Consider the following 21,434-nt stretch of genomic DNA (forward strand, 5'->3'; position numbering starts at 1 on the left):
TTTAAAGGTTAGTCCAAGTAACAAAAAATAATAATTAGAACATTTATCTATTTATGATTGACAAAATTAGGGAGTTAGAAAAATTGTCGCGGCTTTTAGACCCGAAAGCAAGCCAGAGAGCAAAATGGAATTCTGAGGTTTTAGATTACGCCAATACTTTTTTAAACAATTTAGATACTTCCAAAGCTTTTATCCAGTCTGAAGAAAACGGTAAAGCGATATACCATTTGGACATTGAAGAAAAAGCGACTGCATTAGCACCCTTATTGGATAGCTCAACAAAAAACATTGACGGCGTGGGTATAAATCCTGCTTCGGGCGGACACATGGGCTATATTCCCGGTGGAGGCCTTTACCCTTCGGCACTCGGAGATTTTATGGCAGCAGTTAGCAACCGTTATGCCGGCGTATTTTATGCTGCGCCAGGAGCGGTTAGGTTAGAAAATATGCTTGTTAAATGGATGTGTGGTTTAATGGGGTATCCTGAACATGCCATTGGCAATTTAACCTCCGGCGGGTCCATTGCCAATTTAATGGCCTTGGTAACAGCGCGGGAAGTCCATAAGCTTAAAGCGCGGGATTTTGAACGCTCTGTGATCTATCTTACAGAACAAGCGCATCATTCCATATTAAAGGCCATCCGGATTTCGGGACTGTCTGAAGCGCAGTTGCGATATATTCCTTTGGACGAAAACCTAAAGCTGTCGCCAAGTCATTTAGAGAAAGCGATTATTGCGGATAAAAAAAATGGTTTGATTCCTTTTTATATCAACACCTCTTTTGGAACAACCAATACAGGAACCGTTGACCCTTTAAAACCCATTGCTGCTATTGCCAAAAAACATAAATTATGGTTACATGTAGATGCAGCTTACGGCGGTTTCTTTAAATTGGTGCATAAACTGGATTCGAAATTTAAAGGCATTGAAGAAGCGGATTCCATTACCTTGGACCCGCACAAAACCCTTTTTTTACCTTACGGAACAGGTGCCGTACTTATAAAAGATAAGGCGCATTTATTAAAAGCCTACCATTGTTTGGCCGATTATATGCAAGATGTGATTGGTAAAGAGGATGAAATATCGCCAGCAGACATATCGGCAGAACAGACAAAGCACTTTCGAGGGATGCGGGTTTGGTTGCCCTTAAAATTATTTGGTTTAAAGCCTTTTAGAGCCGCCTTAGAAGAAAAACTATACTTAACCCGGTATTTTTATGAGGAAATACAAAAGATAGCAGGGTTTGAGGTTGGGCCAGAACCGGAGCTTTCGGTGGCTATTTTTAGGTATGTTCCAAAAGGTAAAAACGCCGATGAATTTAACAAAACATTGCTAGAAGCCATACAGCAGGATGGTCGTATATTCCTGTCGTCGACTAACATACATCATGTTTTTTGGATTCGGGTAGCCGTTGTGCAGTTTAGAACCCATCTTGAACAGATAGAGCTTTTGTTGGATATTATTAAAAAATACGTAAAATTGAATACTTAGCCGATTTACGTGAAGCTCATGGTTTATTGCACGGCAGCCTTTTAAACAGAACTTTTTAAAAGCAAAATGATTTTCGGATTAGAAATATAAGCTTGCAAACAGGCCCGCGTTAAGGATTGCAGTGGAAAGCCCACAGCGAGGCACGAGCGAGGACTTGCAGCGTAAAGCCTGACCCCTTTTGGGGTAACACCCAAATTATTGACACCTTTCTGACAAATACAGCAGAATTAATTAAAACGATATGTTGTGCAAATAAAAAATGCTTGCCAATTGGCAAGCATTTTAACTTATCTCGTACTAACTAAACTAACTAATAAAATTAAGAGATAAAGGGTAATTTGGTGTTTCGCCGTTGCTCGCTTTTATGGCATTTATTATGGGGAAAACAACGGAAATAATTCCTAAAACGATTAGACCCAATAAGCCTAAACCGAATAATAATATTAACGGGATGCATATAATGGCGTAGATTATTAAACTTAACTGGAAGTTTATAATGTTTTTGCCGTGGACATCCATTTGATACACTTTTTCTTTTTGTGTAAGCCAAAATACAAGGGGCAATAATAAACTGCCGAATCCTGTAATACACACAATTAATTGGCTTAAGTGTGTAATGACCAAAAGTTGATTGTCTTGTCGCATGATGATTGATTATTGATTGATACTTATTTGACGTACGAATTAAAGAAATGTTACAACTTCTTATTAAATTATTTTGGTACGAAGTATTAGTATTGGACGCAAACCAATTTTAAAAGAACCTCCAGTTAGATTTAAGAAATCTAGGCTACGCGTACTGCATTACCAAAAACGGAACATCGATATTAAAGGCGAATGTTTCTACATTATGTCTTGTAAATAAACGCTCTAAGAAGGAGTGTTTTTTATTCATCATGGCCAGTATTTTAATATGATTGTCTGTAATATACTTATGCACGGTATTATACATTTCGCTGGTTGAAGTATCGATAAATTCGTGTTTGGCATTTTCAAAATTGGCATTAAAAAACCCCATGTTATCGCTGGCATTATAGGCCAAATGGTCTTGATCGGCCAGGTGAAGAATATCCAATTTTGAGTTTTCCAATGCTAATATTTCTTTAAGTGGCTTAAATTCGCTTTTATTAAAGAGCTTTAAATTTGTGGTGGCAAAGGCAATTTTATTTATGCCTTTAAATTTGCATCCGTCTGGTACTGCAAGCACGGGCATATTGCAACGCTGTATAACCCGAACCGTGTTGCTACCAAAAATTATTTTTTCCAATCCCGAAGCGCCTTTGGTGCCCATAACTATTAAATCGACATCATGCGTTTTGGAGACTTGGTTTATGGCATCGATAAAATTGTCATAATCTACCACAGAATAAAACTGATGTTTTTTATTATGGTGTTTTTTTTCGATATCGGAAATTATATTTGAAATAGATTTTTTGGCAGCATCTATCAAGGTTTTATAAATGGTTGCTGATGAGGACACCACCATCATATCATCCGAAATAAAAGCGGATGCTTTTTGGACGTTCAGCAAGTAAAAACTACACTCAATATCTTTAAACAATGCAACAGCATAATCAATGGCATTTATTGAATTTTTAGAAAAATCTGTAGGCAATAATATGGTTTTCATAAGAATATAAAATGGATTACAATGTAAATATAGGATGGGTATAAAATTAAAACTATGACAATTATCAGTTGTATAGTATGTTACGTTTTTATCCCATAAAAAAATTAGCATAATATTATAAAGCATTGTATTTTTCGGCATAATAAATGCTAAATAAAACGTTATAAGCATTAAAATTTTATTTATGATTCATAGATTTTTCTTCCTTTTATATCTTCTATCTTTCAGCTTAAACGCACAGAACAATGCCATAGCAGCTGGCGAAAAACTCACTTTTACCGCAACCTATAATATGTCGGGTATTTTAACCGATATTGCCGAGGTTACCATGGAAACCAACAGTGTTAAAACTGCAAAAGCAACCTTGCTCAGATTAAAATGCACTGCGGCAACTTATAGCAAATGGGACAATTTTTTTAAGATTAGAGATTTATACGAAAGCTATGTTAGCCCTACAACATTAACGCCATATTTATACAAACGCGATATTAACGAAGGCAACTACTACAAGTTCATGAAATATACGTTTAGCCACAAAAACAATACGGTTAAATCGCAATTAAAAAAGAAAAACGACTACGAAGAAAATAAAGATATTGCCATAAATTCGGGAACAATTGATATTGTTACCGCACTGTACAAAGTACGGTTATTCGATTATAAAAACATGCCGGTTGGAACCAGCAAATCGCTAACTGTTATTTTTGACAGAGCAGAATTTAAAGGACAAATAACCTATTTGGGGAAAGAAACCATATCAACCGCCATTGGAAATAAAACCTGTTACAAGATAGCCATTGGCTCTAGTGAAACAGATGTTTTAAAAGGAAAAAACAGCAACTTTTTATGGCTTACAGCCGATAAAAATAAAATTCCCGTTTACGGAAAATTTAAAATCCCCGTGGGGAATGGCGAATTAAAAATAACATCCGCAACGGGTTTAAAACATTAATCATATGAAAAACATTCTTACAATTTTAGCTATTATAGCTTCGGTTTTAGCCGTTATACTAGCTGTTTTACCACTTTCAAATTTGGCCATAATACCATCTATTATCGCTCTGGTTTGTGGATTAATTGCATTTTATCTTTCAAAAAAAACAGGCGAAGTAAAAAAAATTATCCAATTCACTTTTTTACTTACCATAATAGCGCTGGCAATTACTACTTATAAATCGCTGTACAACACCAATGAAGTGACCAATACAGAGACTTTAGAGAACAAGGAAATAAAGTCTGAAGAAGAAGCTATTGAAGAGCTGAATGAATTGGATATTGATGACATTGAAATTGAAGATATCAACATTGAAGAATAAACAATTACTTCTTTTATTATATATTTGCAACCAATTTTAAAGAATGAAACGAGCATACTAAAAATTTTCTCGCCCCAAGAGAAGGATTAAATGCAAGTTACATGTGATTATTAAAGAAGTAATTTACACACATGAAAGCTTTTTGCATACTTATTACGTTTACCCTTGTTGGGACCTGTGCTACGACTAAATACTCCACAAAAATTGAAAACCTTAAAAGCAGTATTAAGCTGGCAGATAGTGCGCTTGCCGTAAATTATGCGAATACGATAACAAAAAAAGAGCTGAGCACCCATTTATATAAATTTGCTTCGGATGAATTTAAAGGCCGAAAAGTTGGTGAAGCAGGCCAGAAAAAAGCGGCTCAATTTCTTAAATCCTATTACCAAAATGAAAATATAGGGTCTCCATTGGGCGGTTCTAACTATTATCAAACAATCCCATCTAGTTTTTTGTCCAATGAAATTAAAGCTTCAGAAAATGTTATGGCTTACGTTAAAGGTTCGGAAAAACCCGAAGAAGTCATCATTATTTCTGCACATCTCGATCATTTAGGCGTTTCAGAAAGCGGTGAAATTCATAACGGCGCAGATGATGATGGCTCTGGAAATGTGGCTATTATGGAAATTGCCCAAGCATTTAATTTAGCAATAAAGGATGGCTATGCGCCCAAAAGAAGCTTGTTGTTTATTCATTTTACAGCCGAAGAAATAGGCAAAAGAGGCTCGGAATTTTACACGCAAAACCCCGTATTTCCTTTGGAAAACACCGTTGCAAACCTCAATATCGATATGATTGGTCGAGTTGACGATGCGCATTTAATCAATAAAAACTATATCTACTTAATTGGTTCGGACAGATTGAGCAAAGAGTTGCATTATACCTCAGAAAAAGTGAATGACGCTTATTTCGACATGAATCTAGATTATAAATATAATGTTGAAGGCCAAAGAAACAATTACTACAAACGATCGGACCACTACAGTTTTGCAAAACACGATATTCCCGTTATTTTCTATTTTAACGGCGAACACGACGATTACCACGAAGTTACCGATACACCCGAAAAAATAGATTACACCTTGCTTGAAACACGTACCAAACTCATTTTTGCAACGGCGTGGCAACTGGCCAATCAAGAGCATCGCATTGCCAATGACGAAAACAGTGTTTTCTTAAAATAAGTATAATTACCCATTATATTTATTCTCTTTTATTTGTAATATATTTACACGAAAATTTATACATAATTATTAAACATGAAAAAATTAGGATTCCTTTTGTGCGCAGCTATTTTATTAGCTTCTTGTAGCAGTTCTCACAACAAAAAAGAAAAAAAAGACGTTACGGACTATGCAAAAACCATTACCCAAAGTGAGTTAAAAGAAATGCTTTACACCTATGCTTCAGATGAATTTGAGGGCAGGGAAACCGGTGAGCCCGGGCAAAAAAAAGCTATCGAATTTATTAAAAAACACTATGTGGACAATAAGATTCCATCGCCAATAGCAGACGGTGATTATTTTCAAGACATTCCGGAATCCTATTTTAACGGTAGAGCCAAAGCCTCAGAAAATGTATTGGCTTTTATAAAAGGCTCTGAAAAACCGGACGAAGTTATTGTAATATCGGCTCATTTGGATCATATTGGTATATCGTCCGATGGCGCGATAAATAACGGAGCAGACGACGACGGTTCTGGTACCGTCGCCATTTTAGAAATTGCCGAAGCTTTTAAAATAGCCGAAAAAGATGGTAACGGGCCCAAGCGTTCTATTCTTTTTTTACATGTAACCGGTGAAGAAATTGGCTTGTTCGGTTCGCGTTATTATACCGATGTCGACCCTGTTTTTCCCTTAGCAAATACCGTAGCTAATTTAAATATAGATATGATTGGGCGCGTAGACCCAAAACACGAAAACGGAGATAATTATCTGTACTTGATTGGTTCGGACAAACTGAGCCAAGAATTGCACGAGGTTTCGGAAGCCGTTAACAAAAAATATGTAAACCTGGAATTAGACTATACGTATAACGATGAAAACGACCCCAACCGTTTTTATTACCGATCGGACCATTACAATTTTGCAAAAAACAATGTGCCCGTTATCTTTTATTTTAATGGTACACATGCCGATTACCATCGCCCTTCGGACACACCAGACAAAATAAACTACGAATTTTTAGAAACGCGCACCCAACTTATTTTCTATACCGCTTGGGAACTGGCTAATCGGGATGAACGGGTTAAAGTGGATTTAAAAACATCGTAATTACTGAATCTTAGTATATTAAATAACCCAGCTAATATATAATAATGAAAAGAATATTATTTATGGGAATCTTAGCTCTTTTAGGTTGTAAGAATAATACAGCACCAAAAAATCCTCCTTTTGAAGAACAATTTCAAATTTTTAAAGATTTAGGTTTCAAATTAAACGAAGAAACAAACAAATCAGATCTGGAAAGATGGGATAAACAAGATTTTATTGACGAACCCTTTTCCTTAATGTATATGACTCTTGGTCAAACAATAGAAAGGGAGCCATGGAAACCTTTAACTAATAGATGTTGGGATTTTGATACTGAAGCTATTGAAGATCATGGTTCGTATGTTGATATCATTAAAAACCTCGAACGAATTACTAGAGGTGAATTAATTTTTGAAAATATCAAAGATTATGTTGATATAGAAGAAGAAAAAGCTTGGATTTCATTTACCTTCTCTGGAAAAGATTATAAATGGGATTTAAAGATTGATAATGATTGGGTTGACGTTGATTTGTTTTCAAAAATTGTTGAATTAACCAAAAAAAATAAGTCAAAGGGAAGATATACATACTTTGATACTGGCGGACAAAATGCAGTTTTAGGATTTGAGACACCGGAAAGCTTGAAAGAAATAAAGCGTAAAACAGGTTTGAAAACAACATGGCTATAAACTAAACTACTAAAAACATTAAGTTGATTTAAAACAAACAAATTTAAACCCACAAAAAAAGCCTTTCAATATCTTGAAAGGCTTTTGCTTTCTGGGTGGAAGACCGGATTCGAACCGGCGACCCTTGGTACCACAAACCAATGCTCTAACCAACTGAGCTACAACCACCATGTGTTTTTTATATAAAACTTTAAACAAGTTTTTACAAAAGGAATGCTTTTATTTACAAATAAAGCTACCCTATAATGTGCATTTTGTAATGCGTTTGCAAATGTATATTATTTAGTATTTACTGCAAAGTATTTCTGTGTTTTTTTGAGAATAATTTTCATTTCAAATCAAACAAACTATCCACGGCAATGTACCTATCCACGGTAAAGCCTTCGGCATATTCAACGCCAACCAAACGCCCTAAATCCTTGGCCCTGTAATTAATACTATCGGTAAAGTTTTTACTGGATATTGGTGTTTCAGGTTCTTTGCTCGAGGCATCATAAAACTGTGTTTTATAGGCCATAACCGCTTTCATTTTTACCTCCATATAATTAGAGACATCAACAACCAAATCAGGTTCTAAATTTTTCCATTGTATATAATGATACACTTGTTTTGGTCGCCACGGACTTTGTACATTGCCATCAACGGTAGTCTCAATTTTTATCAAACCGCTTAAAAAACAAGCATCGCTTACTAATTTACTGCCTTTACCGTGGTCAATGTGCCTATCATCAATCGCATTGCATATCACAAGTTCTGGCTTGTATTTACGAATCATTTTAATAATTTCAAGCTGATGCTGTTTATCATTTACAAAAAAACCATCCGCAAACCCAAGGTTTTCCCTTACGGAAATACCCAAAATTTCAGCAGCATTGTTAGCTTCGATCGCTCTTGTTTCTGCCGTACCACGGGTTCCCAATTCGCCTTTTGTGAGGTCTAAAATACCCACCTTTTTACCGAGGGCAATTTCTTTTGCCAGGGTAGCACCGCAACCCAATTCTACATCATCTGGATGCGCACCAATGGCTAAAATATCTAATTTCATCGTTAAATTTATTAATCTTAAAAAGTCAAAAATAGCTTTTTAAGATTGTTATTTTCTCAATTTCTACTCATTTTTTTAAATAATTAAATCTAATTATTCAATAAAAATTAGCAAATCCACAAAACTCACTATTACGAAAACGTCTTCGTAAACACTATTCATGGCTTTTGTTTGATAAATATAACAATAATTGAAAAATAACCACTCCGGCAAAAGCATGACATTAGTCATAATTCTAAACGTATATCTACCCTAATTTTATACTACAATCATTAAGGCACGGAGAAACGTGCCAAAACCGAAAAAGAATTACACCGTATGATCTATTTAATGCTCATCATATTAACCATTACCATCGCACTTTTTGTTTGGGGCAAATTTACTCCAGATATCGTCGCTCTAATATCCATGATAAGTTTGTTTTTAACGGGCATTTTAGATGCTACCGAAACCCTAAGCGGGTTTAGCAACCCAACGGTTATTATGATTGCGGCATTATTTATAATTGGCGAAGGTATTGCACAAACCGGTTGGACGGCCATGGCCGGTAAAAAGTTTGTGGAGTGGGCAGGAAAAAGTGTTCCTAAATTACTCGTTATTGTAACGCTTGGGGCTGGTGTGTTATCGGGGTTTGTTAGCAACACGGGTACCGTGGCTACCTTAATGCCTTTAACCATATCATCGGCGTGGAGCATTGGTACGCTACCCTCAAAAATGTTAATGCCCGTTGCTTTTGGGTCGAACACGGGCGGGTTGTTAACCTTAACCGGAACACCTCCAAACATTATTGCCAGTAACGCCTTAATAGAAGCTGGTTTTGAAGGGTTTTCATTCTTTGAATTTGCTTTAATCGGCTTACCGCTACTTTTAATAGCATTGGTGTACTTTAGATACATAGGCTACAAACTTTTACCCAAAAACAAAACAAACAACAAACCCGTAAATATTGAATCTACTTTACACAATTGGATTGAAGCTTATAAAATAGATAGCGGCTATTACCGCTTGCGTATACGCTCTTTATCGCCACTTATAAACACAAAATTAGAAGATTGGCATTTAGAAAAAGATTATAACGTGTCTGTTATTCGATTAAAAAGAAGACACCCAAATGTATTAAAAGGGATTCCTCAATTTGAAGAGTTTCCAGATACCGAGACCGAATTACGCTATCACGATATTATTACCGTAAAGGGCGAAACCGAAGCTATTAATAAGCTGATGATTACTTTCAGGTTAGGGCTTTTACCGCTAGAACCTATTACCGACGAATTGAAAAACAACCTTATTAATCAAGAGGTGGGCATGACCGAAGTGATTGTTAACCCAAATTCCATACTCGTAGGTAGACAATATAAATTAGGCGATTATTTTAAACGTTACGGCATTCAACTTTTAGCAGCATCAAGAAACAACAAGCCTTTAGAGGAAAAAGAAATTACCGTAAAAGCTGGTGACGCCTTTTTAATACGAGGCACTTGGGAACATATTGACGATTTAAAAAAACAACACGAAAACCTAGTTATTATCGGTAGTCCGGAAGGTATGGCAAAAAACGTGGAACGTTTAAGCACAAAATCTTATATCGCTTTGGGTTCATTAATACTTATGATTGTGTTTATGGTATTTAAAATTGTACCGGGCTCCATTGCAGCATTAATTTCTGCAGGTATTATTTTACTAACGGGATGCGTTCCAATAACCAAAGCTTATAAAGGCATTAGTTGGACAAGCGTTGTAATGATTGCGGCCATGATACCCATGGGCATCGCATTGCAAAAAACAGGAACCGCGCAAATTATTGCAAACGGACTGGTAGACTATTTAGGCGCTATTCACCCCATATTATTGTTGGGCGGTGTGTTTTTACTAACCACCACATTTAGTCAGGTTATAAACAACTCAGCAACAGCCGTATTAATGGCACCCATAGCCATTTTAGCAGCGGGCTCTTTAAACCTATCGCCAGAACCATTTATGATTGTAGTTGCCATAAGTGCATCAACAGCATTTTTAACACCAATTGGCACCACAACAAACGCCATGGTAATGACCGCCGGTGGTTATAAATTTATGAATTACCTAAAAGTTGGTGCCCCATTACTTTTGGTATTCTTTATAATATCGATGATACTCGTGCCAATTATTTGGCCATTTTAAAATAAATAAATTATTAGTAGGAACCTTTAAAATCGATTAAAAATGAAAACAGCAGGAACAGTTCAAAACGACAAAAACCTAGAAAGGTACGGCCTAAAAGATGTAACAGTAAACTGGAATTTATCGCCAGAAGAACTTCAAAAAATTACTGTTGAAAAAGGTATGGGGAAAGAAACAGCAAACGGAACACTTGCTATAAATACTGGTAAATTTACCGGTCGTTCGCCTCAAGATCGTTTTTTAGTAAAAGACGATTATACAGAAGATAAAGTATGGTGGGGAAAAACCAACAAACCAGTATCTCCTGAAAATTTCGACAAGCTTAAAAACGAAATAATCAAATACCTATCCGGAAAAGAAATTTACGCCAGAGATGGTTACGTATGTGCAGAGCCAGAGTTTAGAACCAATATTAGAACGGTAACCGAATTACCGTGGTCTAACCTATTTGTGTACAATATGTTTTTAAGACCCAGTTTAAAAGAGCTGGAAAACTTTGAAGAAGATTGGTTGATTCTTTGTGCACCGGGTTATGTGTGCCCAGACCCCAAAGCTTTTGGTATCCGTCAAGGTAACTTTTCAATACTAAACTTTACACAAAAAATAGCTTTAGTTGGTGGATCTGCCTATACAGGCGAAATGAAAAAAGGTATTTTCTCTGCATTAAATTTAATTTTACCAACCGAACACAACGTACTGCCCATGCACTGTTCTGCAAACGTAGGTAAAAAGGGAGACACCGCTATTTTCTTCGGATTGTCAGGCACAGGAAAAACCACTTTATCGGCTGATCCGGAACGTAAATTAATTGGTGACGATGAGCACGGTTGGACAAAAGACAATACCATCTTTAATTTTGAAGGCGGATGTTATGCCAAGGTAATCGACCTTACCGAAGAAAAAGAACCGGACATTTTTAGAGCCGTTAAACCAGGTGCTTTACTTGAAAACGTGATATTTAAAGATAATGGCGAACCCGATTATGAAGATAGTAGCATCACACAAAACACGCGTGTAAGCTACCCCATTTATCACATCGATAATATTCAGGAAACGCTTTACGCGAACAACCCAAAAAACATCTTCTTTTTAACCTGTGATGCTTTTGGTGTACTGCCTCCGGTGTCTAAATTAACTCCAGGTCAAGCGGCTTACCACTTTATTTCTGGATACACCGCAAAAGTTGCAGGAACCGAAGCTGGAATTACAGAACCCGTACCATCATTCTCAGCTTGTTTTGGCGAACCATTTATGCCATTACATCCAACTGTTTACGGCGAAATGCTAAGTAAAAAAATGACAGAAGCCGGGGTTAATGTATGGTTAATCAATACAGGATGGAGCGCGGGACCTTATGGTGTTGGTTCACGTATAAAATTAAAATATACAAGAGCTATGATTACGGCTATCCTTAACGGAGAATTAGATAATGTAGATTACGACCAAAACTTTATTTTTGGCTTACACATGCCAAAATATTGCCCAGGTGTACCATCAGAGATTTTAGACCCGATGAACACGTGGTTACAAAAAGGCGCTTATGTGGGCAAAGCTATTCATTTAGCACACTCATTCCATTTAAACTTTGAGAAATTTGCTGCACAAGCCTCTGATCAAATTATTGAAGGTGGACCGCTAATTGATCAACATCACCAATTAAACGAACACTTTTAATAGGTTCTTATTTAAGCATAAAGGAGCTCTTTTTTTGAGCTCCTTTTACTTGCCAATACATCATAAAATTTTAAATTTGAAAAATGAAAAAACTATTACTTTTATTAAGCCTTTTAATGGTTTTCAACTTTAGTTATGCCCAAATAAATCCAGAAGATAAGCTAGGAACTTGGTACGAGTTAGGAAGCAATCACAAAATTTCGGATAAATCAAGTATCATTACCTACACGCAGATTTGGCTTTATGAACTTAATGACAATTTTAATTTCTTTTTATTCAAATTAGCCTACAATTATCATTTTAACCCAAAATTAACGGCTACCATGTATTTGGGCTATTCGGATTTTGATGGCAACATAAACATGAGTTCACCCCATACTTACGAAAGCCGCATAACCGAACAAATTACATTTAAACATAAATTAAGTAAAATTCCACTAGATCATAGATTAAGAGTCGAGCATCGTTTCTTCAGAAAACACGATTCTAAACCAAAAGCAGCAAGGTTGCGCTACAGGCTCGGTACTAAATTTAATTTAAATAAGTCTGTATTTGTTCGTATATCCAACGAACTTTTACTCACGCCCAAGTTTAGCAACACGCCAGAAAACAGATTTTATACGGGATTAGGTTTTAACTTTTCAAAATCCCAGAACATACAGTTGGGTTATATGAATAGAAACACGTCCAGCAAAGCAAACTTACACAGGATACAAGTTGGCATGTTTTTTAAAACAGATTTTAGGAAGAACAAAAGCTAATCTTGAGCAGCTTGCCACGGCCTAAAAACACTGCGCCATATTACCTATTTTTTAAAAGTCCAAGCCACAATTCTGGAAATTTTATGGCCCTGTCCCATACTAATGGTTTTAATATCGGTTGCTCCTAATTTTTTTAAAGAGGCGTACATTCCTTTTACTAAATCTTTTTTAGATACTAACGTGCTAAACCATGTACATTGTGTTTTAAATAAAGAACTTTCATATAAATAATTGTGGATAAACGCTTTTTCGCCGCCGTTGTACCAAAGTTCGTTATGTGTGCCAGCAAAATTTCTAACAATCGTTTCTTCTGCTCTATTTAATCCTTTAAGTTTTCGTGTTGTGGCTTCTAAGGCTTCGGCTTCCGATTTATAAAAAGGTGGATTGCATATTGATGCTGAAAACCTATCATCTTTATTAACAATTCCATTAAATATTTTCGAAGTATTGGTTTGATGTCGCAACCCAATTTTATGTTTTAATTCGTTTTTATCTATAATTTTTTGAGCCGTTTTAATTGAGGATTTATCAATATCTGTGGCGATAAAATGCCAGTTATATTCGGCAACGCCCAAAATAGGATAAATGGCCGTGGCACCGGTACCAATATCCAAAACACTAATGTCCTCATTTATGTTTGAAGCTTTAAGCAAATCGGCTAAATGGTGAATATAATCCACTCGACCGGGAATTGGCGGACATAAATTGGTGTCTGGAAAATCCCAAAAATTAATATTGTAATGGTGTTTCAATAAAGCCGTATTTAATGCTTTTACCGCTTTCGGGTTTGCAAAATCTATGGTTTTGGTTTCGTATTCATTTACAAGTACAAACGCTTTTAATGCTGGATGTGATTCGCATAAAGCATCAAAATCGTATCCCGATTTATGCTTGTTTTTTGGATGGAAGTTTTGATGGGTTTTGATAACTATAAATTTAAATCGTCTAACTCGTCTTTAATTATTTTTGAACTATTCTTTCTTTGTTTTTTAATTCTTTCAGATTTGTTTTTTGCTTCAAAACTATTATTATCTGAATTAAAATGCATCGCCTTTTCTGTTAGTGTAGAACCTTGTTTTATCATTAATCCGTTATAGCGACAGTCAGCATAACCACAATTGTGCTTTGAATAATCTCCAAAATTCCTGTGTTTAATTCTTTTTTCAGATAAAATATTTTGTTGATTCTTCTTTATGTCTTCCCAAATTTTACCCTCGTCAGCAACCGTCATTTCCTTGCCTAAAGTAATTAAATTAAAATATGTTAAAGGGTCTTTTAATTGATAAAACTGAAATGTCTTTCCAAAAAACTGATTGGCATAATCTCTAATTTCTATCCTATCATTGGTATTAAGTTTTTCGTTTTCGCAAAGCGATCGATACAATCCCAAGGTATTAAAATCGGAATATTTTTTATAATTATCCAGATAATGAATATACTCAGATTTATTAAGTGTATTAAATGGCTTTCCTATTTTCATTTTTCGATTTTAATATTACACCTCTACCTTTTTCCAATGTCCTTTTCTAAACCAAATAATAGCGATAGTAGCGATAAAAACTTCGGCTAAAGTGATGGCCCAAAACACGCCTGCTGGTCCAAAATCCAAGGTTATGGCCATAACATAAGCAAATGGTAATTGTAACAACCAAAAGCAAAGAAAGTTAATGTAAGTAGGCGTTTTGGTATCGCCAGCGCCATTAAAGGCATTGATTACCACCATGCCGTATCCGTAAAAAATATAACCGGCAGCTATAACGCGTAAGCATAAACTACCGTATTTTACAACATCGGGAGTAGCATTAAACAGTATAATTATTTCTGGCGCAAACACCAAATAAATTACAGATACAATACCCATAAAAATAGCGGAATATTTTCCTGTTTTCCAAACGGATTGTTCAGCGCGTTCCGGTTGTTTGGCCCCTAAATTTTGCCCCACTAAAGTGGCAGCAGCATTACTCATGCCCCATGCTGGCATTAATGTAAACATCATAACACGAATGGCAATGGTATAACCCGCTAAAACTTCGCTGCCAAATTCACTCATTATGCGCATTAAAAACACCCAGGACGATGTGCCTATTAAAAACTGACCAATACCGCCCAATGATACCTTTATTAAATTCAGCATCACACCAGCGCGAAGGATTAAATCTTTAACCCCGATTTTAATTTTACTGTAACCGTAAAATAAAATAACCAATTGAAAAACCACTGCGGTACCACGACCAATGGTTGTGGCAATAGCGGCACCTTCAACTCCGTAAGCCGGTACGGGTCCGAATCCAAAAATAAATATCGGGTCTAAAATAATATTCAATCCGTTTGATAAAATAAGCATCCACATCGCTACCGATGCATCACCCGCACCCCTAAAAATAGCGTTGATTAAAAACAGTAGCATAATGGTTACATTACCGCCCAAAAGCACTTGGGTATAGCCATAACCTTCGGCAATAAGGTCGGGTTCCGCTCCCATTAAACTCAATATTTCCTTAGGATAAATAATGCCGATTACACTAATAATGGCGGCCACAAATACACCCAAAAATATAACTTGAACCGCCGCGTTAGAAGCGCCTTTTATATCGGTTTCGCCAACACGTCTCGCCACAACTGCCGTTGCCGCCATACTTAAACCTATGGCAACGGCGTAAACCAAAGTAATAACAGACTCGGTTAAACCTATGGTTGCCACGGCATTTACACTTACTTGCGATACGTACATAATGTCGACTATCGCAAAAATGGATTCCATGAGCATTTCCAAAATCATGGGAATAGACAGCATAAAAACCGCCTTACGTATACTGCCAGAAGTAAATTCCTGGTCTTTGCCCGTAACGGCTATTTTAAAATATTGGATGAATTGTTTTAGTGAAATTTTATTGGATTGCATTTTGAAAAAATATAATATATAGACTTAACTAAACACAACTATTTGCGCTTAGTGATTTTTTGGTTCGAGTGAATCTCGGTACAGATCGGAAGTCAAATTATGCAATCATAAGACCGCAAATATTATAAATTAATTTAAAACTACAAAATGCACCTAGGGAATTTGTGCTATATGGCATATCTTCGCCAAAATTTTTTCGATATGTTAAAAGCTGTTATTTTTGATATGGACGGTGTAATTGTTGATAGCGAGCCCTTGCACCACAAGGCCTATCAAAACATGTTTAATGATGTAAATATTGAGGTATCTGATACGCTTTACCAATCATTTACCGGTCAAGCCACCTTGCCCATTTGCCAAACCTTGTGCGATGTTTTCAAACTTAATGAGTCTCCAGAAGAATTAGTAGCCATAAAACGAAAGCATTTTAAATATTTATTTGATAATGATGATAGCTTTAAATTGATTGATGGTGTTTTGGAATTGATTAAAGATTACCACCGAAACGGCTTAAAATTAGTGTTGGCATCTTCGGCATCGATGCCCAATATCAATAGGATTTTTACACGGTTTAACCTCGACCCTTATTTTATCGATAAACTTAGTGGTGCCGATTTAAAAGCCTCGAAACCACACCCTGAAATTTTTATTAATGCCGCTAAAGCTTCGGGTTTTGAACGCGAGAATTGTATGGTTATCGAAGATTCTACCAATGGGATAAAAGCCGCCAATGCTGCCCATATTTTTTGTGTTGGATATGACAGCAAACATTCTAAAAATCAAGATTATTCAACCGCTAATAAGGTGATTAGCGATTTCAACGAGATTCGGTTTTCAGAAATAAAAAGTATATTTTAATTTCTGTCGAGCAAAAAATCACTTTGGTGTTAAAAACATGAGGCTATCTAAAAAGTCTAATTCTATGTCATATTGAGCTTGTCGAAATATTTTACATCTTGATAATCAAGATCGATTTCGACAAGCTCAACCTGACAAATTTAATTCAAAAGACTTTTTAGACGGCCTCTTTTAAGCTTACAAGGTTTCCTTCAACCACTTAAAGAATTCTGTTTGCCAAACAATGGCATTCTGTGGATTAAGAATCCAGTGATTTTCATCAGGAAAATAAAGTAATTTACTTTTTATATCCATCAATTGTGCCGCTTGAAATGCGGCTAAACCTTGCTCGATAGGCACGCGGTAATCTTTACCTCCTTGAATAATCAATATAGGTGTGTCCCATTTTGAGACCATATTAATGGGATTGAATTCATTATAAGCCTTTTGGGCTACTGCATTGTCTTTGTCCCAATAACTGCCTCCCCAATCGTGATTTACAAAAAACAGTTCCTCTGTTGTGCCGTACATGGTTCGGTTATCGAAAACCCCATCGTGCGAAATAAAGGTTTTAAAGCGTTTGTTGTGCATGCCGGCTAAATAAAACACAGAATACCCACCAAAACTGGCTCCAATGGCGCCTAGTCTGTCGTTATCAACATAAGGTTCCTGGGCAAGATTATCAATGGCACTTAAATAATCGTCAATTACCTGTCCGCCCCAATCTTTGCTAATTGCTGCATTCCACTCTACGCCATGCCCTGGCATGCCCCGGCGGTTTGGAGCGACAATAATATAGCCTTGTGAAGCCATAAGTTGAAAATTCCAACGGTAAGAATAGAACTGCGACAAAGGCGATTGTGGACCACCTTGTGCATATAATAAAGTTGGGTATTTTTTTGAAGCATCAAAATTTGGAGGTAAAATAACCCAAACCAACATTTGCTTATTATCGGTTGTGGTGACATAGCGCTTTTCGATTTTTGGCATATCGATTTTACTGTAAAAACCGGTATTAACATTTGTAATTTGATTGAAAGTTTTCTTCTTCAAATCGAAACTAAAAACCTCAGCGGCATGATTCATATCGGTGCGTGTCACTAAAAGTTCGTTCTTGGTTTCAGAAATAATGCCAGTCACATCAAAACGACCTTCAGACAATTGCTTTACCGTTGGTGCGATGCGTTTTTTACCCGGATAATTAACCACAAATAATTGGATGGTACCATCTACCGGAGCGGTAAAATAAATGTGTTTACCATCGTTACTCCACTTATAGCTTCTCACCGTGCCATCCCACTGTGCCGTTAGGTTTTGCTCAACGCCGTTTTCTAAAACTACAATATCGTTTTTGTCGCTTTCGTAGCCATCCGTTTTCATTTGCAACCACGCTAATGCGCCTAAACTTGAGAAATTCGGACTTACATCGTATCCAAGATTTTTTTCCGTGATATTGGTGGTTGTTTTCGTAGCTAAGTCGTATTTATAAATATCGGTATTCGTACTTGTAGCGTAGGCTTTTCCTTTTAATTTTTTACTCACGTAATAAATGCTTTTGCTATCCGGAGCCCAAATATAATCCTCGTCGCCTCCAAAAGGACGTTGCGGACTGTAATAAGGTTCGTTGGGCATGATATCGATAGCCTGCTCATCAGAAGCGGTTTTTTCTTTGTAGAATACGTGATTGTAATTTCCGTCGTTCCAAGTGTCCCAATGTCTGTTATCCAAATCGGTAAAAATGTAGGCATCGGACTTTGGTAAAGATTGATACACATCCTTACTATGTATCGCTTCGATTGCAACCGGTTTATCAAACATGTGATATTGACCATCGGGCGATGTGTTTTTATCTGCAACAGCAACATCTTCTTTAGTTATTTTTTCAGCCTCTCCCCCTTTTATGGCTATTTTATAATAGCTATAATCGAACCCATTGGTTGCCATATTTGGGGTGCTTACACGATAAAACAATTCATCACCTTGACCGTTTAAACCTAAAACACTTAGGCGTTCTACCTGCCACAGGCGCTCTGGAGTCATTAATTCTTGCCCTTGAACTACGAGGCCGCTTAAGAAAAGCCAAAATAATAATACAAATGTTCTCATGGATTTTAATTTAAATAATACGTTGATTTAAAATTTATTCTTAAAAAATTACTCTAATCTATATAAAGTATCAAAGATAAACATATATATAGTATTTTAAGATTAGCTTGCTTAACAAATCGACAGTTTGTATCGCTTTTGGTTTGGAATTACCGTAAAAATGACTTTTCGTAAAAAGACCTTAACAACAGTTGTTATTTAGGGTTTTCATTAGCTTTTTTAACAATAGCTTTTAATCTTTCTTTCCGCAAAGCTTCTTCGGCTTTCTTCTTATTCTTTTTCTGAGCCATTAACTTAGAATGCTTCGCCTTATTTTTAGTGTTTTTATCACGTCCTGTTTTTGCCATGTTTACTTTTTCGATTTTAACAACGTATTCTGTTCTTCCATTAAATCGGTAAGTTTTGATAGCAACTCAATATCTTTGGGCGTTGTTACGGTTTTATCTTTTGCATCGTGTGCTTTATTGCGCAATCTATTCATAAACTTAACCACAATAAATACCGTAAACCCTATAATAATAAAATCGATAAAAGCCTCGCCCAAAGCACCGTAACCTATGGCCACTTCGTTTTTAAGAATCGTGCCGTCTGCTTTTTCAACCGCATCTCGAAGTATTATGCGTTTTTCATGAAAATTTACACCATCGGTCAATAAGGATAATGGTGGCAAAAACACCTTTTTCACCAATACGTCAACCACTTTATTAAAAGCGGCACCAATTATAATACCTATGGCCATATCCATCATGTTCCCCTTTACGGCAAACTCTTTAAACTCCTTAAATAACTTCATTTTATTCTTTTTAAAAATTATTGTGCAAAGGTATTTGTTTTAAACTGAGTTCGAAAAAAAGCAAATCATATTTTTGTTTTGTGCATGCATATAGCAATGCCTTCTTTAAAGTAGATGTTTTGGATTATCTGCAAAACAAGTGATATTTCATATTATTAGTTTTAAAGCTAATATTTTTAATTATTAGTTTAATAGCTAATAATTTTGTTTTCTTGAATAAAAATGTATACATTTGAATTATATATTTTGCTAAACTTATGACAAGTATAATAACAGGCGATATTATAAATTCTAAAAAGAGCTCTCCAAAACTATGGTTACAGGCTCTTAAAACTATTTTGAATAGTTATGGCAATTCGCCTTTAATATGGGAAATATACAGAGGTGACAGTTTTCAATTAGAAATCGAACCAAAAAACGCATTGAAAGCTTGTATTTTAATTAAAGCAACCATAAAACAATTTGAAAATATTGATGTAAGATTAGCCATTGGCATTGGTGACAAAACCTATAAATCTGATAAAATTACGGAATCTAACGGCAGTGCTTTTGTAAACTCCGGTGAGTGTTTTGAATCTCTTAAAAAAACAACACTGGCAATAAAATCACCTTTTGATGAGTTTGACACCACAATAAACATCATGCTAGAGCTCGCGCAATTAATTATAAATAATTGGACAAGCACCTCGGCAATTCTTGTAAAAACCACTTTAGAAAACCCAGACTTAAACCAAAACCAATTGGCAGAAATTTTAGAAAGAACCCAAGGCAATATTAGCCAAGGCCTTAAACGCGCAGGTTACGATGAAATCTCTAAACTATTACACTATTACAAAACCCAAATACAAAACTTATGTTAGCACTATTTATAAAACTAATATTGGCGCACTTTATAGGCGATTTTTTATTGCAACCCCAAAAATGGGTTATTCACAAAGAAACGCACAAACACAAATCCAAGTTTTTGTACTGGCATATTTTAGTGCATTTGGGCGCTTTAATTTTAGTATTGCAAGCCAATTTTAGTTATTGGTTGGGTATTTTAATTATTCTAATCTCACATTATCTTATCGATGTCATAAAGCTTCACCTAAAACAAATACTCAATAACAGGTTGCTTTTTGGCCTAGACCAACTCGCCCATTTCATAATAATCGCCTTGGTAGTTAGCATTTACGAGCCTTATCAATTTACCATAGACGCATTTTACCATCCCGCCTTTTTATTGCTAATAACAAGTTTGTTGGGCGTAACCGTGGTATCGTCCATAATTATGAGAACCATCATATCAAAATGGTATTTAAAAGAAGATAGCAACGAAGAATCCTTAGAAAACGCCGGTGCATACATTGGCATGCTGGAACGCCTGTTTGTTTTCGCCTTTATCGTCACACAACACTGGGAAGGCATTGGCTTTTTACTGGCCGCAAAATCGGTGTTTCGCTTTGGCGATCTATCAAAAGCTAAAGACCGAAAACTAACCGAATACATACTCATAGGCAGTTTGTTAAGTTTTGGACTCGCCATTTTATTCGGACTTGGCTACGGTTTTGTTTTAAGATTAATAGGAAATTAATAATTAGGGCGTTACCCCGAGGGGTCGGGCTTTCGGCAGTCGCTTCCTCCTGCGTCGGCGAGCTCCAACAAATGCCTCAATCCCTAACGCGGGCAAATCCGCAATATACCGTAATCTAGCAGTATTAAACTTTCAAATCCGCTAAGTTTAGCGTTTAAAAGAAACCCATAACAAAAAGGAAAATCAACTTGTAAATTTTAAAA

At 36.0% G+C, this 21,434-nt stretch carries 21 protein-coding genes and 1 tRNA gene; 12 read left to right on the top strand and 10 right to left on the bottom strand.

Annotated elements, in window-relative coordinates:
- The first annotated feature begins 53 nt into the window (after nt 1-53).
- Nucleotides 54-1,490, top strand: coding sequence for a pyridoxal phosphate-dependent decarboxylase family protein (locus RNZ47_RS08730; RefSeq protein WP_311938900.1), 1,437 nt, complete (start codon nt 54-56; stop codon nt 1,488-1,490).
- A gap of 306 nt (nt 1,491-1,796) precedes the next feature.
- On the opposite strand, the gene RNZ47_RS08735 is transcribed toward RNZ47_RS08730, so the two are convergent.
- Together RNZ47_RS08735 and RNZ47_RS08740 are read right to left on the bottom strand one after the other, a co-directional pair.
- Nucleotides 1,797-2,135 (bottom strand): DUF4870 domain-containing protein, encoded by a 339-nt coding sequence (locus RNZ47_RS08735; RefSeq protein ID WP_311938902.1) that lies wholly within the window; start codon nt 2,133-2,135, stop codon nt 1,797-1,799.
- A gap of 145 nt (nt 2,136-2,280) precedes the next feature.
- Complete coding sequence (locus RNZ47_RS08740) at nt 2,281-3,120, bottom strand: universal stress protein (RefSeq protein ID WP_311938905.1); 840 nt, start codon at nt 3,118-3,120, stop codon at nt 2,281-2,283.
- Nucleotides 3,121-3,304: 184 nt separating this feature from the next.
- Between RNZ47_RS08740 and RNZ47_RS08745 the strand changes: the two genes are divergently transcribed.
- From RNZ47_RS08745 to RNZ47_RS08765, 5 genes are all read left to right on the top strand, one after another.
- A complete protein-coding gene (locus RNZ47_RS08745; RefSeq protein WP_311938907.1) occupies nt 3,305-4,072 on the top strand; it encodes a DUF3108 domain-containing protein in 768 nt (255 codons plus the stop codon).
- A gap of 4 nt (nt 4,073-4,076) precedes the next feature.
- Entirely contained in the window at nt 4,077-4,436 is a 360-nt protein-coding gene (locus RNZ47_RS08750) for an FUSC family protein (protein ID WP_311938909.1), read from the top strand.
- A 131-nt stretch (nt 4,437-4,567) separates the two neighbouring features.
- A complete protein-coding gene (locus RNZ47_RS08755) occupies nt 4,568-5,620 on the top strand; it encodes a M28 family peptidase (RefSeq protein ID WP_311938910.1) in 1,053 nt (350 codons plus the stop codon).
- A gap of 75 nt (nt 5,621-5,695) precedes the next feature.
- Nucleotides 5,696-6,709 carry a M28 family metallopeptidase gene (locus RNZ47_RS08760; protein ID WP_311938913.1) on the top strand — a complete coding sequence of 338 codons (1,014 nt, stop codon included), beginning with the start codon at nt 5,696-5,698 and terminating at the stop codon, nt 6,707-6,709.
- Nucleotides 6,710-6,753: 44 nt separating this feature from the next.
- Complete coding sequence (locus tag RNZ47_RS08765) at nt 6,754-7,377, top strand: hypothetical protein (RefSeq protein ID WP_311938915.1); 624 nt, start codon at nt 6,754-6,756, stop codon at nt 7,375-7,377.
- A 93-nt stretch (nt 7,378-7,470) separates the two neighbouring features.
- Here the strand turns inward: RNZ47_RS08765 and RNZ47_RS08770 are convergent.
- Together RNZ47_RS08770 and bshB1 are read right to left on the bottom strand one after the other, a co-directional pair.
- Nucleotides 7,471-7,546: transfer RNA gene (locus RNZ47_RS08770), tRNA-His, on the bottom strand.
- Nucleotides 7,547-7,705: 159 nt separating this feature from the next.
- Nucleotides 7,706-8,422 carry a bacillithiol biosynthesis deacetylase BshB1 gene (bshB1, locus tag RNZ47_RS08775; RefSeq protein WP_311938917.1) on the bottom strand — a complete coding sequence of 239 codons (717 nt, stop codon included), beginning with the start codon at nt 8,420-8,422 and terminating at the stop codon, nt 7,706-7,708.
- 318 nt (nt 8,423-8,740) lie between these two features.
- Here bshB1 and RNZ47_RS08780 point away from each other — a divergent pair, with 318 nt between their 5' ends.
- From RNZ47_RS08780 to RNZ47_RS08790, 3 genes are all read left to right on the top strand, one after another.
- A complete protein-coding gene (locus tag RNZ47_RS08780) occupies nt 8,741-10,582 on the top strand; it encodes an SLC13 family permease (RefSeq protein ID WP_311938919.1) in 1,842 nt (613 codons plus the stop codon).
- A gap of 42 nt (nt 10,583-10,624) precedes the next feature.
- Nucleotides 10,625-12,256, top strand: coding sequence for a phosphoenolpyruvate carboxykinase (ATP) (gene pckA, locus RNZ47_RS08785; RefSeq protein ID WP_311938921.1), 1,632 nt, complete (start codon nt 10,625-10,627; stop codon nt 12,254-12,256).
- A gap of 83 nt (nt 12,257-12,339) precedes the next feature.
- Nucleotides 12,340-13,017, top strand: a complete 678-nt coding sequence (locus tag RNZ47_RS08790; protein WP_311938923.1) for a DUF2490 domain-containing protein — start codon at nt 12,340-12,342, stop codon at nt 13,015-13,017.
- Nucleotides 13,018-13,061: 44 nt separating this feature from the next.
- Here the strand turns inward: RNZ47_RS08790 and rlmF are convergent, their stop codons facing one another.
- The 3 genes from rlmF to RNZ47_RS08805 are packed head-to-tail and all read right to left on the bottom strand — an operon-like array spanning nt 13,062 to nt 15,919.
- Nucleotides 13,062-13,949, bottom strand: coding sequence for a 23S rRNA (adenine(1618)-N(6))-methyltransferase RlmF (gene rlmF / locus RNZ47_RS08795; RefSeq protein WP_311939061.1), 888 nt, complete (start codon nt 13,947-13,949; stop codon nt 13,062-13,064).
- Nucleotides 13,946-14,497 carry a hypothetical protein gene (locus tag RNZ47_RS08800; RefSeq protein ID WP_311938925.1) on the bottom strand — a complete coding sequence of 184 codons (552 nt, stop codon included), beginning with the start codon at nt 14,495-14,497 and terminating at the stop codon, nt 13,946-13,948. The genes rlmF and RNZ47_RS08800 overlap by 4 nt, the downstream gene beginning before the upstream one ends.
- A 15-nt stretch (nt 14,498-14,512) precedes the next feature.
- A complete protein-coding gene (locus tag RNZ47_RS08805) occupies nt 14,513-15,919 on the bottom strand; it encodes an MATE family efflux transporter (protein ID WP_311938927.1) in 1,407 nt (468 codons plus the stop codon).
- Nucleotides 15,920-16,120: 201 nt separating this feature from the next.
- Here RNZ47_RS08805 and RNZ47_RS08810 point away from each other — a divergent pair, with 201 nt between their 5' ends.
- Complete coding sequence (locus RNZ47_RS08810; RefSeq protein WP_311938928.1) at nt 16,121-16,777, top strand: HAD family hydrolase; 657 nt, start codon at nt 16,121-16,123, stop codon at nt 16,775-16,777.
- A 177-nt stretch (nt 16,778-16,954) separates the two neighbouring features.
- Here the strand turns inward: RNZ47_RS08810 and RNZ47_RS08815 are convergent, their stop codons facing one another.
- The 3 genes from RNZ47_RS08815 to mscL form a co-directional block, all read right to left on the bottom strand.
- On the bottom strand, nt 16,955-18,862 hold the full coding sequence (locus RNZ47_RS08815) for a S9 family peptidase (protein ID WP_311938929.1): 1,908 nt from the start codon (nt 18,860-18,862) through the stop codon (nt 16,955-16,957).
- Between the two features lie 194 nt (nt 18,863-19,056).
- Nucleotides 19,057-19,209, bottom strand: a complete 153-nt coding sequence (locus RNZ47_RS08820) for a hypothetical protein (protein WP_311938930.1) — start codon at nt 19,207-19,209, stop codon at nt 19,057-19,059.
- Nucleotides 19,210-19,211: 2 nt separating this feature from the next.
- Nucleotides 19,212-19,655 (bottom strand): large conductance mechanosensitive channel protein MscL, encoded by a 444-nt coding sequence (gene mscL / locus RNZ47_RS08825; RefSeq protein WP_311938932.1) that lies wholly within the window; start codon nt 19,653-19,655, stop codon nt 19,212-19,214.
- A 257-nt stretch (nt 19,656-19,912) separates the two neighbouring features.
- On the opposite strand from mscL, the gene RNZ47_RS08830 reads away from it, so the two are divergent.
- Nucleotides 19,913-20,515 (top strand): SatD family protein, encoded by a 603-nt coding sequence (locus tag RNZ47_RS08830; RefSeq protein ID WP_311938934.1) that lies wholly within the window; start codon nt 19,913-19,915, stop codon nt 20,513-20,515.
- Nucleotides 20,509-21,231, top strand: a complete 723-nt coding sequence (locus RNZ47_RS08835) for a DUF3307 domain-containing protein (protein WP_311938936.1) — start codon at nt 20,509-20,511, stop codon at nt 21,229-21,231. Before RNZ47_RS08830 ends, RNZ47_RS08835 begins: the two co-directional genes overlap by 7 nt.
- Nucleotides 21,232-21,434: the final 203 nt, after the last annotated feature.

This window comes from Hwangdonia seohaensis (assembly GCF_031932625.1).
Lineage (GTDB): Bacteria > Bacteroidota > Bacteroidia > Flavobacteriales > Flavobacteriaceae > Hwangdonia > Hwangdonia seohaensis.

Coding starts and splice junctions, on each gene's coding strand:
- RNZ47_RS08745 (WP_311938907.1), top strand. CDS start 3,305: ATGATTCATAGATTTTTCTTCCTTTTATATCTTCTATCTTTCAGCTTA.
- RNZ47_RS08735 (WP_311938902.1), bottom strand. CDS start 2,135: ATGCGACAAGACAATCAACTTTTGGTCATTACACACTTAAGCCAATTA.
- RNZ47_RS08760 (WP_311938913.1), top strand. CDS start 5,696: ATGAAAAAATTAGGATTCCTTTTGTGCGCAGCTATTTTATTAGCTTCT.
- pckA (WP_311938921.1), top strand. CDS start 10,625: ATGAAAACAGCAGGAACAGTTCAAAACGACAAAAACCTAGAAAGGTAC.
- RNZ47_RS08750 (WP_311938909.1), top strand. CDS start 4,077: ATGAAAAACATTCTTACAATTTTAGCTATTATAGCTTCGGTTTTAGCC.
- mscL (WP_311938932.1), bottom strand. CDS start 19,655: ATGAAGTTATTTAAGGAGTTTAAAGAGTTTGCCGTAAAGGGGAACATG.
- RNZ47_RS08765 (WP_311938915.1), top strand. CDS start 6,754: ATGAAAAGAATATTATTTATGGGAATCTTAGCTCTTTTAGGTTGTAAG.
- RNZ47_RS08800 (WP_311938925.1), bottom strand. CDS start 14,497: ATGAAAATAGGAAAGCCATTTAATACACTTAATAAATCTGAGTATATT.
- RNZ47_RS08830 (WP_311938934.1), top strand. CDS start 19,913: ATGACAAGTATAATAACAGGCGATATTATAAATTCTAAAAAGAGCTCT.
- bshB1 (WP_311938917.1), bottom strand. CDS start 8,422: ATGAAATTAGATATTTTAGCCATTGGTGCGCATCCAGATGATGTAGAA.
- RNZ47_RS08740 (WP_311938905.1), bottom strand. CDS start 3,120: ATGAAAACCATATTATTGCCTACAGATTTTTCTAAAAATTCAATAAAT.
- RNZ47_RS08820 (WP_311938930.1), bottom strand. CDS start 19,209: ATGGCAAAAACAGGACGTGATAAAAACACTAAAAATAAGGCGAAGCAT.
- RNZ47_RS08815 (WP_311938929.1), bottom strand. CDS start 18,862: ATGAGAACATTTGTATTATTATTTTGGCTTTTCTTAAGCGGCCTCGTA.
- RNZ47_RS08790 (WP_311938923.1), top strand. CDS start 12,340: ATGAAAAAACTATTACTTTTATTAAGCCTTTTAATGGTTTTCAACTTT.
- RNZ47_RS08755 (WP_311938910.1), top strand. CDS start 4,568: ATGAAAGCTTTTTGCATACTTATTACGTTTACCCTTGTTGGGACCTGT.
- RNZ47_RS08805 (WP_311938927.1), bottom strand. CDS start 15,919: ATGCAATCCAATAAAATTTCACTAAAACAATTCATCCAATATTTTAAA.
- RNZ47_RS08835 (WP_311938936.1), top strand. CDS start 20,509: ATGTTAGCACTATTTATAAAACTAATATTGGCGCACTTTATAGGCGAT.
- RNZ47_RS08730 (WP_311938900.1), top strand. CDS start 54: ATGATTGACAAAATTAGGGAGTTAGAAAAATTGTCGCGGCTTTTAGAC.
- RNZ47_RS08810 (WP_311938928.1), top strand. CDS start 16,121: ATGTTAAAAGCTGTTATTTTTGATATGGACGGTGTAATTGTTGATAGC.
- RNZ47_RS08780 (WP_311938919.1), top strand. CDS start 8,741: ATGATCTATTTAATGCTCATCATATTAACCATTACCATCGCACTTTTT.